At 60.6% G+C, this 12056-nt stretch carries 14 protein-coding genes; 3 read left to right on the forward strand and 11 right to left on the reverse strand.

The genetic code is table 11. The features are described from left to right. Positions 1-118 precede the first annotated feature (118 nt). The 10 genes from HEP89_RS13730 to HEP89_RS13775 all read right to left on the reverse strand — a co-directional run bounded on the left by HEP89_RS13730 (position 119) and on the right by HEP89_RS13775 (position 8888). Complete coding sequence (locus HEP89_RS13730) at positions 119-556, reverse strand: DsrE family protein (RefSeq protein WP_023014501.1); 438 nt, start codon at positions 554-556, stop codon at positions 119-121. A gap of 93 nt (positions 557-649) precedes the next feature. After that, a complete protein-coding gene (locus HEP89_RS13735; protein WP_168692275.1) occupies positions 650-1771 on the reverse strand; it encodes a c-type cytochrome in 1122 nt (373 codons plus the stop codon). After that, positions 1755-3029 (reverse strand): sulfite dehydrogenase, encoded by a 1275-nt coding sequence (gene soxC / locus HEP89_RS13740; protein ID WP_023003227.1) that lies wholly within the window; start codon positions 3027-3029, stop codon positions 1755-1757. The genes HEP89_RS13735 and soxC overlap by 17 nt, the downstream gene beginning before the upstream one ends. A gap of 33 nt (positions 3030-3062) precedes the next feature. After that, the gene (gene soxB, locus HEP89_RS13745) at positions 3063-4757 is read right to left on the reverse strand and encodes a thiosulfohydrolase SoxB (protein WP_062487430.1); all 1695 of its coding nucleotides are present in this window, start codon (positions 4755-4757) and stop codon (positions 3063-3065) included. A 212-nt stretch (positions 4758-4969) separates the two neighbouring features. Further along, positions 4970-5800, reverse strand: coding sequence for a sulfur oxidation c-type cytochrome SoxA (soxA, locus tag HEP89_RS13750; protein ID WP_077291945.1), 831 nt, complete (start codon positions 5798-5800; stop codon positions 4970-4972). A 173-nt stretch (positions 5801-5973) separates the two neighbouring features. Then, a complete protein-coding gene (gene soxZ, locus HEP89_RS13755) occupies positions 5974-6300 on the reverse strand; it encodes a thiosulfate oxidation carrier complex protein SoxZ (RefSeq protein WP_023003230.1) in 327 nt (108 codons plus the stop codon). Positions 6301-6397: 97 nt separating this feature from the next. After that, positions 6398-6847 (reverse strand): thiosulfate oxidation carrier protein SoxY, encoded by a 450-nt coding sequence (gene soxY / locus HEP89_RS13760; protein WP_023014500.1) that lies wholly within the window; start codon positions 6845-6847, stop codon positions 6398-6400. 23 nt (positions 6848-6870) lie between these two features. Continuing rightward, positions 6871-7350: a sulfur oxidation c-type cytochrome SoxX gene (gene soxX / locus HEP89_RS13765; RefSeq protein ID WP_075282328.1), complete on the reverse strand. Its 480-nt coding sequence runs from the start codon at positions 7348-7350 to the stop codon at positions 6871-6873. 177 nt (positions 7351-7527) lie between these two features. Continuing rightward, entirely contained in the window at positions 7528-8121 is a 594-nt protein-coding gene (locus HEP89_RS13770; protein ID WP_023003233.1) for a thioredoxin family protein, read from the reverse strand. Positions 8122-8153: 32 nt separating this feature from the next. Next, positions 8154-8888 carry a cytochrome c biogenesis protein CcdA gene (locus tag HEP89_RS13775; RefSeq protein ID WP_023003234.1) on the reverse strand — a complete coding sequence of 245 codons (735 nt, stop codon included), beginning with the start codon at positions 8886-8888 and terminating at the stop codon, positions 8154-8156. 92 nt (positions 8889-8980) lie between these two features. On the opposite strand from HEP89_RS13775, the gene HEP89_RS13780 reads away from it, so the two are divergent. The 3 genes from HEP89_RS13780 to HEP89_RS13790 all read left to right on the forward strand — a co-directional run bounded on the left by HEP89_RS13780 (position 8981) and on the right by HEP89_RS13790 (position 11048). Beyond that, the gene (locus HEP89_RS13780; protein ID WP_168692276.1) at positions 8981-9355 is read left to right on the forward strand and encodes a transcriptional regulator; all 375 of its coding nucleotides are present in this window, start codon (positions 8981-8983) and stop codon (positions 9353-9355) included. A gap of 91 nt (positions 9356-9446) precedes the next feature. Beyond that, a complete protein-coding gene (locus HEP89_RS13785) occupies positions 9447-9797 on the forward strand; it encodes a metalloregulator ArsR/SmtB family transcription factor (RefSeq protein ID WP_023003236.1) in 351 nt (116 codons plus the stop codon). A 144-nt stretch (positions 9798-9941) separates the two neighbouring features. Beyond that, a complete protein-coding gene (locus HEP89_RS13790) occupies positions 9942-11048 on the forward strand; it encodes a YeeE/YedE family protein (RefSeq protein WP_168692277.1) in 1107 nt (368 codons plus the stop codon). Positions 11049-11073: 25 nt separating this feature from the next. Here HEP89_RS13790 and HEP89_RS13795 read toward each other — a convergent pair whose 3' ends face one another. Continuing rightward, complete coding sequence (locus HEP89_RS13795; RefSeq protein ID WP_168692278.1) at positions 11074-12012, reverse strand: MBL fold metallo-hydrolase; 939 nt, start codon at positions 12010-12012, stop codon at positions 11074-11076. Positions 12013-12056: the final 44 nt, after the last annotated feature.

Consider the following 12056-nt stretch of genomic DNA (forward strand, 5'->3'; position numbering starts at 1 on the left):
GAACGGCTGACAATTGATTGCGGAAATACAAGAGCCGGGCGTTCCGGCGGGCTACATGCCGAAAGGGACGAAGCCGTACGGACCTTGCAACTGTCCGCACGGCGGGTCTTGTGACTGTCTAGGGCCGCAGGATGGTGTAGCCGTCTTCGTCCAGCTCCATCAGAGTGACGGCACCAGCGGGAACGACTTCGACACCTTCCAGAAACTCGATGTCCTTGCCTTCCTTTTTGGCCATGGCCTGGCGGGTGTTGTCGCAAGCCTCGAAGGCGACATTCGGCATGCTCTCCACGAAGGATTTCATGCGGTCCGAAACGGGGGACGTATCCGCCCGGAACATGTGCAGGCCCGCATTGAAGGCAACAATCTTGATATCGGCCTCCTCGCCGATTTCAGAGTAGTGGCGTGCCACATTGGACGCGACGTTCAAGACGGTGTTCATCTTCTGCGGATCATTGTCGCTGATCTGCAGGGCAAGCTTGTGAATGCCGTCGCCTGCCAATACGGCAGAGCCAAGCATCAGCAGGGCCGAAGTGGCCACTGCCAGTCGTGAAAACATTCCCATCGTTTCCTCCTCCTAACGCCGCAGGATATCCTGCGGCGGCCTTGCGCGGGCGGCCTTTCTTTCACGGGCCGTTGCCGCAAAACGATGTCAGTCGACGCCTCCCATGCCGGAGGCCTCGTCGTCGTCGACGGATCCCGGGGTCACGTCGAGAATACGGGCGCGCATGGTGATCTCGACCGCGCTGTCCTTGCAGTCGCTCATGCAGGGTTCGGCCTTGGCAGCATAATGCGGCTCTTCGGCGCGATCGTCAGCGATGAAGTTTTCCTCGTTGGGAAGACGGATCTCCAGGAAATTGTCTTTCGACAATTCGAAGTCCTCGTCCTCGACGATGTCGTTCAGGTAAAGGAGATAGGCCGTCAACGCGTAAACGTCGTCATCCGACAGGGAACGGGCGTTGCCGTAGGGCATGGCGCGGCGGACATAGTCGTAGACAGTGGACAGATACGGCCAGTAGGAGCCGATGGTCTTTTCCGGGCGTTCCTCGGTCAGGGTGTCCTGGCCACCGGCCAGAACCGGCCAGCGGCCGACGCCTTCGCCAAAATCGCCGTGACAGACGGCGCAGTTGTCCGTGAATAGCACTTCCCCATCGGCCACCGTACCGGAGCCCTCAGGCAAGCCGCTGCCGTCTGGGCGAACGTCGATGTCCCACGCGGCGACCTCGTCTTCCGTCGCCACGCGGCCAAGGCCGAAGATGCCACCTTCACGGACTTCGGACACTGGTACGGCTGGAGCTTCCGCTGCCGTGTCGGCGCTGGCGGTTTCCGTTTCAGTGGCAGCAGGTTCTGCGGCGCCCTGCTGGTCGGCGGGAGCAGCAGCACTGGAGAAGGTGGCCAGATAGGCAATCACGTTGTCCAGGTCTTCCTGCTTCTTCAGACCGGCAAAGGCCATCTTGGTGCCTTTGACCATGTCCTTGGGCTTGGTCAGATAGGTCGTCAGTGTTGCCTCGTCCCAGACGAGCCCGCCACCACCGGCCTCGATCATTGCCTTGGAATACTTGTAGTCCTCAAGCGATCCTGCGGTACGGCCGAAAATCTCGTTCAGTTCCGGACCGACCTTGTTCTTTGCGCCTTCCCCGACCGCGTGGCAGGCGGCGCATTTCTTGAAGACCTTCTCACCTTTTTCTGCATCTCCCGCATGAGCTGTCGCGGCAAGCAGGGGCAGGGTGGCGAGGACGGTTCCAAGGCTGAGGGCTTTAAGAAACTTCGACATTTTCCACCATTCCGTCTGCTTTGACATACCAGGTCTGGATGCCGTTGTTGTGGTAGATCGAGTTTTCGCCGCGGGCGGCACGCAGCTCGTTCTTGGTCGGCTGGAAGAAGCCGTGCTCGTCCATCGCGCGGGACTGGATCAGCATGTCCGAGCCGTCCCAGTCGATGTCCAGGTAGAAGCGGTGCATGGCTTTCGACAGGCTTGGGCCGTCGAGGCGGGCGGTCTTCCAGTTGCGGCCGCCGTCAAGCGATACATCGACCCGCTTGATCCGTCCGTTGCCGGACCAGGCGACACCGGAGATGACCATCGGTCCCTTGCCGTGGCTGATCGGGGCCTGCGGGCTCGGCGAGGTGATGACGGACTTGGGATCCATCACCCAGGTGAAGCGGCGGGCCTTGCCGTTCTCAAGAAGGTCCGTGTATTTGGATGTTTCCTCGCGCTGGTGCCAGGGTTCGTCGCCGACTTCGATCCGGCGCAGCCATTTCACCCACATGTTGCCTTCCCAGCCAGGCACGACCAGACGCAGCGGATAACCCTGTTCGGGACGCAGAGCTTCACCGTTCATCTTGAAGGCGACCAGGCAGTCGTCGAGGGCCTTTTCCATCGGGATGGACCGGGTCATGGCCGAAGCATCGGCGCCTTCCGGCATCACCCATTTGGCGTTGGTCTTCAGGCCAGCCTCTTCCAGGATCAGTTTCAGCGGCACGCCGGTGTACATCACGCAGTGAACCATGCCGTGGGTGTACTGACAGCCGTTGAGCTGGGAGCCACGCCACTCCATGCCGGAGTTGGCGGCGCATTCCAGGAAGTAGACCCGGTTCTCGCGCGGGAAGCGCTTCAGGTCTTCCATGGTGAAGACGAGGGGGCTGTCGACCAGACCGTTGATCATCAGCCGATGATCTGCAGGATTGATGTCGGCAATGCCGCCGTGGTGGCGCTCGAAACACAGGCCGTTGGGCGTGATGATGCCGTCCAGCTCGTGCAGCGGTGTGAAGTTCACCGAACTCTCGGTGGAGGCCGTCAGCCACTCCACGTCGCGGCGGACCACATGGGCCTCGTATTCCGACGGCGTGCCATAAGGGCGCGCCTGCACACCGTCACCGAGGTACCGGTTCCAGTCCTGTATCTCGGTGATCAATGGATCGCCGGCCGCGCGCGCGGCACCAGCCGTGCCTGCAACGGCGCCTGCGGCGAAGCCTGCTTTCAAGAGGGAACGCCTGGAAAGACCCGGCGTCTTGGAGTTGGTTTTGTCAGTCATGATCGTGTCCTCAGGATCTCTGAAGAAAAGGCGTCATCCTGCTAGCTTGACGGACTGGTTGTCCGGCAGGCTGACCACGGGATTGCTTGTGAGATAGGCTTCAACGACTTCGGAGATGGGCGGGCCTTCCGTGCCCTCGTTGACCGAGGCCCAGCCGGCAACGACATATTCCCTGGCGGGGTCGATGGCTTCTCCGGTGGCAAGCAGGGTCATGCCCGAGATGCGCTCGCCGATTTCCTTGCCGGGATCGATGGTGTAGCCCATGCCGCCAACGCGGACCATGTCACCACCCTGCTGGTAGTAGGGGTCCTTGTTGAAGAGGTTGTCGCCGACATCCTCCAGAATGTCCTTCAGCATCTGGCCCGTCATCGACGAACGGTAAGCGGCCGGATAGGTCATGGCGCAGGCGTTATGGACATCCTCGAAGGTGATGTCCTGGCCCGGCAGAAGCGATGTCCCCCAGCGGAAGCCGGGTGAAAGGGCAATTTCGGCGTCGCGTTCGGTCAGAAGTGCCTGGCAGATCAGATCGTCGAAGGTGCCGTTGAAGTTGCCGCGCCGGTAGAGAAGGTTCTCGGTCTTGCCGAGAACGCGGGCGAGGTCCGCTTCGTAAGGCGCACGAACTTCATCGATGAGCGCAGCCATGTCCGCATCTGGCGTGATGACGTCGGAGAAGATCGGGATCAGGCGATAGGCATACCCGGCCAGCTTGCCGTCCTGAACGTCGAGATCGACCCGGGAGACAAACTTGCCGTTGGAGCCGGACGCAATCACCAGCGTGTTGTTTACGATGACCGGTTCCGGCAGGGCGTCGTGCGTGTGGCCCGTCAGGATGACGTCGATGCCGTCAACGCGCGAGGCGAGCTTCCGGTCGACGTCAAAACCGTTGTGCGACAGCAGCACGACGATTTCAGCGCCCTCGTCGCGAGCCTCGGTCACATGTTTGGCAATGTCTTCCTCGCGGATGCCGAAGGACCAGCCGGGGATCATCCAGCGCGGGTTGGCAATCGGCGTATACGGGAAAGCCTGACCGATGACGGCAACCTTGGACCCGCCACGTTCGAACATCTTCCAGGCTTCGAAGGCGGGCTCGTCCCATTCGTTGTCGTAGATGTTGGAGCCGAGGAAGGCGAAGGGCAGACTGTCGATGACTTCCTGAACCCGGTCGGTGCCGTAGGTGAATTCCCAGTGCCCGGTCATGGCGTCGGGCTCGAGAGAGTTCATGATCGTGATCATGTCTTCGCCCTGGGTGACGTTGGATGTGTAGCTGCCCTGCCAGGTGTCGCCGCCATCCAGCAGGAGAACGTTGTCAGCGCCGCGTTCGGCACGAATGCGCTTGATCACGGTCGCGACCCGGTCCATGCCGCCCATCTTGCCGTAGCTCCTGGCCAGGGAGACGAAGTCTTCCGAGGTCAGCGCATAGGCATCCGGCGACCCGGCCTCGATGTTGTAGAGCTTCAGGAAATCGGCACCGGTCACGTGTGGAGGTTTGCCGTTGACGTCGCCGATGCCCAGGTTGATGGACGGTTCGCGAAAGTAGATCGGCTTCAGCTGGGCGTGGATGTCGGTGATATGCACCAGCGTGAGCTTGCCTTTCGGGTCCATACCCAGGAGCTGGTCTTCCGTCAGGGCTTGCTGGGCCATCAGCCGCGACCACGAACCCGCCATGCCCGATCCGAGCAAGGCACTTGTCGCGGTTGCCGCCATCAGGAACTCACGTCTTGAGAACATCCTCAGTTACTCCAAACCAACGGCCGATGCCCGGCCGGTTGCACAGTTTTCCCGTTGAGGCACGACGACGCCGTGCACCCCGGTTATCCCACGTTCGGGACATTGATGTTTTCAGCCCTTTGTTTCCGCCTGGTGGCCGGGCGGGAATTCGCCGGCGACAGGAAAGAAACCGGCGCGGTGGCTGCGACCGCGCCGGAGTTTAAACGGTCAGCCTACTGGCGAACCGCCGGGGTTTCGATGCCGAGCCCCGAGCCACGCCAGGTCACATAGACCTCCAGAGCCATCAGCTCATCGGAGAAGGCGGCCGGGAAGGCTGCCCGCGTATCGCGGATACATCCGCGGAAGCGGTTGTGCAGGGAGACAAGGTCCGCCTGCTTCAGACGATAGGTCGGGAACCCGTTGACGCTGCCCTGGCTGAGGTGGTCAGCCCGGATGTAGTTGCCGTTGTAGTTCTCGTGGCAGGTGGCACAGGACAGGTTCAGCTGACCCGTGCGGGTGTAGTAGAGCTCCTTGCCCTTGTCCCACCAGGTCTGCATTTCGCCTTCGCTCAGATCGACTTTCATCGGCATGCCAAGCGACTGGTGCTTGATGTAGGTCGTCAGAGCCTTCTGATCGGCCGCGTCGAACTTGTAGGGCTCTGCCTGCATGTTCTGTTCACGGCACTGGTTGATCTGAAGCTCGATGTTGAACGGCTTGCCGGCGTCCTCATTCCACTTGGGATAGCTGGCGCCGAGACCCTTGAGGAACTCCTCGGAATCCTCGTGGCAGGAGGCGCAGGACTTGCCAGCAGCACCGTCCACGGTGTTCCAGATTTCCTCGCCGCGCTCCACATAGAGCATACCCGGGTTCTGGAAGCTGTCGGCCTCCAGATCACGCGTTTCTTCCGTGCGGTAGTGCCAGCCCGAGATCAGTTCGTCGAACGGGTGCCCTTCCGGCGCCGGTACACGGGTCATGATCTCCACTTCCCCGTCGATAACGAGCTTTTCGTCAACCGGCCCCCCGGCCAGGCTTGCGCTTGTGCCGACCATCGTTATTGCGAACATGGTGGCTATGCGTTTCGTTCTATTGGCCAAATCGTCTCCTCCCGATTTGAGCGATCCCTGGAACATCCTGCCTTCAACCGACTGCAGATACGATGTCCCGACACTCTCGATGCACCCTGTCCCGGGCTTTTCAGTCCGTGCGGACGTCACAGCCGCAGATGCAGGGCCGCCGCCTATTCAACAGTGATCTTGTTCTCGGATTCGTAGACGCTGCCGTCGTCATCGACCCAGGTGAACTTGAACGTGCCGGTTTCATTCACCTTGGCGCTGAACTCCATGTAGGGGTTCGCCGAGACGGCCGGGTCCATGTCACAGGAAAACACCACCTGTCCGTTGAACTCGCAGGTGAACTTGTTGATGATCTGGCGCGGAACGAGGTTGCCCTCCTTGTCCTTGCGCTGACCGGATTCCATCGGGTGGCTGATAAGCGTCTTGATGGTGATGACTTCGCCCGCAGCTGCCTTCTTGGGCACTTTCACGCGCGGTTTCGGATCTGCCATGATTTGGTTCCTTCGTATCCCTGATCTGCTTGCCGGGCGGCGTTTCGGCTAAAGGCCGGTGCCGGTCCTGCGGACAAGCCGCTTGCGCTGTTGCGGATTAGCCGCCGCAGCCGCCGATGGTGACTTTCACTTCCTTGCGGTCGATGAAGGTGGAGCCATCGTTCATCTTGGCGACCGCGATGACGTTCTGCGTCTTGGCGAGCCGGATGCGGGTCTTGGCTTCGGCAACACCGCTCATGGCAGTGAAGTGGAACGTGGCAACAGCCGGGTTGGGGTTGCCGTCGGCCAGAATCAGGACAGACTCAACGAAGCTGTCTGCCGTCATCGGGCTGTCGACGGATACGCCGACCGGCACCGTGTTGCCGTTCTCGGCAATTTCCGGCGTGTCGAGGGAAACTGTTCCCTCCTTGGGATCTGCTCCGCCGGTGAAGGCCTTGATGGCCTCTTCGGTCTGGTCGGTTGCGGCGAAGGAAACCCGCGATCCGGCGGCCACGAATGCAGCTGCTCCGATCGTGAGACCAAACACCTGGCGTCTTGTAAAGCTCATCTCTTGCTCCTTGAAACCCGAGATCAATTCTCTTTCAGCGTCATGAGATAGGCGACGACGTCCTCTACCTCTTGCGCTGACAGGATGGTTTTGCCGGCGAATTCCTCGTCGACGTTGATGCCCACCTTCAGGGTGTAGAAACCGGGCATGATGGTCTGTTCGCCGAAGACGTCCTTGCTGTTGACCACGATGGCGCGCAGTTGCGCCTCGCTCCAGCGGTCGGCGGCACCGTCGAGGACGGGGCCGACTTCGCCGTGGAACAGCTGGTCGCTGAGATCGGCATTGGCATGGCAAGCCAGGCAGTTGCCCTTCTTGCGGTCGGCGAAGGCTTCGCGTCCGGCCTGCGGGTCTCCCTGAACGCCCGTCAGGGATTCGGACAGTTCCATATCGACGATGGGAACGCTGTCCGGAGCAACCGTTCCGGCGGCCGCTGCGGAAGCGGCCAGGACGGCTAGGCCGGCAAAGGCCGCCGGCAGGCTGAAATGTGTCGCGCCCTTGAACATTGTGTCGGCTTTCCTCCTCAGTGCGGAACGGCCGGCTGTGGTGCCGTTTGCGTTCCTTCGGCAGGTCCGATTCCCCAGCCTGCCTGTCCTCCTCATATTAAAAGATATGATTTTTTGCATATGTTATGCAATAGGCCTTTTGCCGTATCCGGCATAAACCTGTTTTATCCGCTCTTCCTATTCCGCGTCGAGGCGGCCTTTTTCGCGCAACTCGTTGATTATGCGGGCATGATACTTCTGGAAATGCTCGTCGCCTTCGTAGCCTTTTTCCTGAACCCAGCGAAACATGTTCAGGAAAGTCCACTTGCCGAAGGCGCCCGGCATCGTTGCAACGGCCACTTCCGACACGGTTCCCTCGCTCGGAACCTCCTCCGGCAGGAACACGATTGTGGGTGTGAAGACATAGCCCCATTTGCGCGCGGCGGTCTTTTCGGTCAGTTCTTCGCCGTCCAGGTCGATCACTTCCTCGTCGCCAAACATGTTGTACTGCACGACCATGAAGTTCTCTTTGATGTAGTCGGTCACTTCCGGGTCGGAGAGGATCTTTTCGTGCATCTGGCGGCAATAGATGCAGCCACGTTGTTCAAAGATGATGGCGAGGCGCTTGCCTTCTCCTGCCGCGGTTTCAATGTCTTCGCCTATGTCGCGGAAGGTTACGGTGAACCAGGGCTGCTTGTGCAGGCCGTCGTCGCCGAGCGTTGCGGCGAGCGCCGTTGTGGTCAGGGCCGCCAAGAGCTCGACTGCCAGCACCAATTGTTTCCAGATACGCATGTCATTGTCCTCCCTGGACCGGAAATGGCCGGTCAGCCGATTTGTGAGAAAACCGGGAAAGTTTCGAGCAGCCAGAAGGCGATTGCCGACATTTGCCCGGTGATGAACAGCAGGCCGGTGAGCACCAGGAGGCCGCCCATGATCTTTTCCACCGTGCCCATGTGTTTGCGGAAACGTCCGGCCAGTTTCAGGAACCTGCTGGCAAACGCTGCCGCCAGGATGAAAGGCAGACCGATGCCGAGTGCATAGACCGCAAGCAGCCCGGCGCCGTGCCAGGTGGTGTCCGACGATCCGGCAACGAACAGGATTGCCGCCAGAACCGGGCCGACGCACGGTGTCCAGCCGAACGCGAAAGCCAGGCCCATGACGAAGGCTCCAACCAGACCCGCGGGCTTGCGTTCGACATGAATGCGGGCTTCGCGGAACAGGAGCCCGATGCGAAAGACACCGAGAAAATGCAGGCCCATGACGATGATGATCGCGCCTGCAACATAAGACAGGATATCGTAGTAGCGGGCGATCGACTGGCCGATGACGCTGGCCGTTGCACCGAGGGCGACAAAGACGAGCGAAAAGCCGAGCACGAAGGCGATCGCCGCCAGAATCACCCGGCGACCCGTTTCGGCCGTGGCCGTGTCGCCCTTCAGTTCATCGACGCTGACACCGGCCAGATAACACAGGTAGGGCGGCACAATCGGCAAGACACAAGGCGAAATGAATGAAAGCAGACCTGCCAGAAAGGCAGCGCCCAGAGAAACATCGAGCATTCATTTCCTCCCAGAGAAACTCGATCTTCGGTTGCTTTAAAATATTCAAAAGTTCCTATATATTGCAATGGAAGAAATGTGGAGACTGCAAAATGTCCGTCGCGACACGTGCGATGACCCTTGCCGGAGTGTTGGTTTCCGGCCTGTTTCAGGCATTGCCTGCCTGGAGTGCCGAGCTGGTCATGCTTGAGCAGCCGGGGTGTGTCTGGTGCAAGCGCTGGAACGAGGAAATCGGCATCGCCTATCCGAAGACGTCGGAAGGCCGGCAAGCGCCGTTGCGCCGCGTCGATATTACCGACGCCTGGCCGCAGGACCTGGCCGGCATACCGAAAGAGCGGATGACGCCAACCTTCATTCTGGTGGCCGACGGCGTTGAAATCGACCGTCTGCGCGGCTATCCGGGAGAGCACTTCTTCTGGCCGCTGCTGACCGATATGTTGGGAAAGCTTCCGGACACGAGCAAGTGATGCTGTTGATCCGGTGCTGAAGTTGAGGCATGAATCTGAAAAGCGGTTTTGTGCGCTGCAATGGCAATGCTGAAAAGGGTGTGGGTTCCGGATGATACTGCCGGCCTTTGACAAGAACCTGGATGCGAAGGACCTCGACCTGCTGATGGAGCAGGCGCGGAAGGCGAGCGATCTGCTCAAGGCCCTTTCGCACGAAGTGCGCCTTGTCATCCTGTGTCTGCTGTCTGAAGGCGAAAAGTCGGTTTCCGAGCTCGAAGAGATCCTGACAATGCCGCAGGCCGCGGTTTCCCAGCAGCTTGCACGGCTTCGCCTGGAAGGCCTTGTGCAGTCGCGGCGCGACGGGCGCATGATCTACTACAGCCTCATGAACGATGAGGTCAGTTCGATCATTTCGAGCCTCTACGAGCTGTTCTGCAAGGACGTGCGTGCACCTGAAAAATAAACGCAGGTAGCGCAACATAAGGGCGTGCGATGCAGCAACGAGTTCGATTGCTGCAAATTTCGCTGCCTGCTACGGTTTGAATAATCGCCGAAAGAGCGAGTACGGGAAACGCGGCCGGAATAACCGGCGGAGGGTAGGACGCGCATGGTCAATCTCGATCCGGCGGTGCTGACACCGCTTCTCGGTGTGCTCGCGGGGTGCGTGCTGGGGTTCGTTGCCAGGTCAAACCATTTCTGTACGCTGTCGGCTCTGGAACGGCACTGGTACGCGGGCGACAGCAGCGCGCTCAGGACATGGGTGCTTGCTTCCGTATCCGCACTGATCGGCACACAGCTGCTCGTGGCCTTCGGCATGGCCGACACGGCTGCGTCCTTTTACCTGTCACCGGAATTTGCCTGGACGGGCGCCATTCTGGGCGGCTTCATGTTCGGCATCGGCATGGCGCTTGTCGGCACCTGCGGTTTCGGTGCCGTTCTGCGTCTGGGTGGCGGCAGCCTCCGGGCGCTTGTGGTGCTGACGGTCATCGGCCTGTCGGCACTGGCCGCCCAAAGGGGCATCGTCGGCATCGTGCGGGTGCCGATCGTCGATGATCTTGCCGTTTCCTTCACCGCAAGCGGCAGCCAGTCCATGGGCGACATTGTCTCGACCCTGTTGGGCATGAAGCTGCAGGGTGTGGTTGCCATCGTGCTCGCTTTGGCCGGTCTGATCTGGATCTTCAAATCGGCGTCCTATCGCCGGCAATGGAGCAAGATAGGAACCGGTGTTGTCATCGGCAGCGTGATCGCCTTCGGCTGGTGGGCGACGACCTTTCTCGCGGGGCGCTCCTTCGATCCGATCCAGATCGAGGCCGGATCCTTCGTGGTGCCGGTCGGTGACACCATCATGCAGCTGATCACCTACACGGGGACCCTGCCGGATTACGGCGTAGGTCTGATTGCCGGCACGCTGGTCGGCGCCGTGGTCGCGGCCATGTGGAAACGGGATATCCGCTGGGAAGCGTGCGACGATGCACGCGAACTCGGCCGCCATCTTCTGGGTGGCACCCTGATGGGTGTCGGCGGGGTGTTCTCCATGGGCTGCACGGTGGGGCAGGGCATAACCGGCTTTTCCACGCTGGCGATTTCTGCGCCCATCGTGATGGTATCCATGGCGCTCGGTGCGCGGGTCGGGCTTGCCTGGCTTGTGGAAGGCAACGTCCTTGCCGCCTTCCAGCGCAACCAGGGTAGTGCCCATCACTCGGCGGCGGAGTGAAACCCGGCACCTTTCATTCGGCAGTTCAGGCTGCGACGAAACTGTAGGCATCGCCGGTGCGTTCCACGTGCCCTCCACCGGGGTGGGGGAAGTGGTACCCGATGACGCGGGAGCCATCTTGCGCCAGGCGGTCGAGCAGTGCCTTGCGGGTGGCAATGCCCATATCGCGGTCCTGATCGGAGCCGGAAGCCCAGCCGGGTTTTTCGAAAGAAATCACCGTGTTGGAAATTGCGTCGCCCACCACCAGCAGGCTCTCGGATCCGCCGTGCAGCATGTAGGACATGTGCCCCGGAGTGTGGCCCGCCGTGTCGACCGCCTCAACGCCTGGAAGCACTTCCTGGCCCGGCTTGATCATGTTCACCCGGTCTTCGATCACGTCGAAACGCGCCTGTGCCCCGACCACGAAACTCTTGCGCTCCTCCGGCGTCTTGGCCAGCGTATCGTCGGCGCGCCAGTAGTCCCATTCGGCCTGTGGCATCCAGATCTGCGCTTCCGGGTAAAGCGGATCGTCGAAATCGTCCAGGATGCCCCAAAGGTGGTCCGGGTGGGCGTGGGTGAAGACAATGTCGGTGATGCCCGACGGATCGATACCGGCTTCCGCCAGGTGGCCTGGCAACTCACCTGCCGTCGACTGGAAATTGGCGCCTGATCCGACGTCGAAGAGGACTGTGCGGTCGCCGGTCCGGAGCAATGTGATGTTGCAATCCGGCGTCAGAGCGTCCGTGGCAAGGCCATGGGGTTTCAGCAGCGCCGCGATCTCTTCTTCGCTTTGCTCTGGCAAAATGAAGTTCATCGGCAGGGTCAGATGACCGTCGGAAAAGACAGTGATGTCGTGTGCGCCGAGGGTCAGGTTCGCGGTTGCGAAGGCAGGCGTTATCCGGCTGGCAAAACCCGCGGTCGCAAACGCGAGGCCTCCGGCAAGAACGTTGCGTCTCGTCAGATCTTTCCGAAATTGCCGGGACATGGCATCCTCCACATATTCAAACTTTTGAATTTATCTATGTTTCA

The organism is Labrenzia sp. 5N, from assembly GCF_012395805.1.
GTDB lineage: Bacteria > Pseudomonadota > Alphaproteobacteria > Rhizobiales > Stappiaceae > Roseibium > Roseibium algicola.

Coding starts and splice junctions, on each gene's coding strand:
- HEP89_RS13730 (WP_023014501.1), bottom strand. CDS start 556: ATGTTTTCACGACTGGCAGTGGCCACTTCGGCCCTGCTGATGCTTGGC.
- HEP89_RS13735 (WP_168692275.1), bottom strand. CDS start 1,771: ATGTCGAAGTTTCTTAAAGCCCTCAGCCTTGGAACCGTCCTCGCCACC.
- soxC (WP_023003227.1), bottom strand. CDS start 3,029: ATGACTGACAAAACCAACTCCAAGACGCCGGGTCTTTCCAGGCGTTCC.
- soxB (WP_062487430.1), bottom strand. CDS start 4,757: ATGTTCTCAAGACGTGAGTTCCTGATGGCGGCAACCGCGACAAGTGCC.
- soxA (WP_077291945.1), bottom strand. CDS start 5,800: ATGTTCGCAATAACGATGGTCGGCACAAGCGCAAGCCTGGCCGGGGGG.
- soxZ (WP_023003230.1), bottom strand. CDS start 6,300: ATGGCAGATCCGAAACCGCGCGTGAAAGTGCCCAAGAAGGCAGCTGCG.
- soxY (WP_023014500.1), bottom strand. CDS start 6,847: ATGAGCTTTACAAGACGCCAGGTGTTTGGTCTCACGATCGGAGCAGCT.
- soxX (WP_075282328.1), bottom strand. CDS start 7,350: ATGTTCAAGGGCGCGACACATTTCAGCCTGCCGGCGGCCTTTGCCGGC.
- HEP89_RS13770 (WP_023003233.1), bottom strand. CDS start 8,121: ATGCGTATCTGGAAACAATTGGTGCTGGCAGTCGAGCTCTTGGCGGCC.
- HEP89_RS13775 (WP_023003234.1), bottom strand. CDS start 8,888: ATGCTCGATGTTTCTCTGGGCGCTGCCTTTCTGGCAGGTCTGCTTTCA.
- HEP89_RS13780 (WP_168692276.1), top strand. CDS start 8,981: ATGTCCGTCGCGACACGTGCGATGACCCTTGCCGGAGTGTTGGTTTCC.
- HEP89_RS13785 (WP_023003236.1), top strand. CDS start 9,447: ATGATACTGCCGGCCTTTGACAAGAACCTGGATGCGAAGGACCTCGAC.
- HEP89_RS13790 (WP_168692277.1), top strand. CDS start 9,942: ATGGTCAATCTCGATCCGGCGGTGCTGACACCGCTTCTCGGTGTGCTC.
- HEP89_RS13795 (WP_168692278.1), bottom strand. CDS start 12,012: ATGTCCCGGCAATTTCGGAAAGATCTGACGAGACGCAACGTTCTTGCC.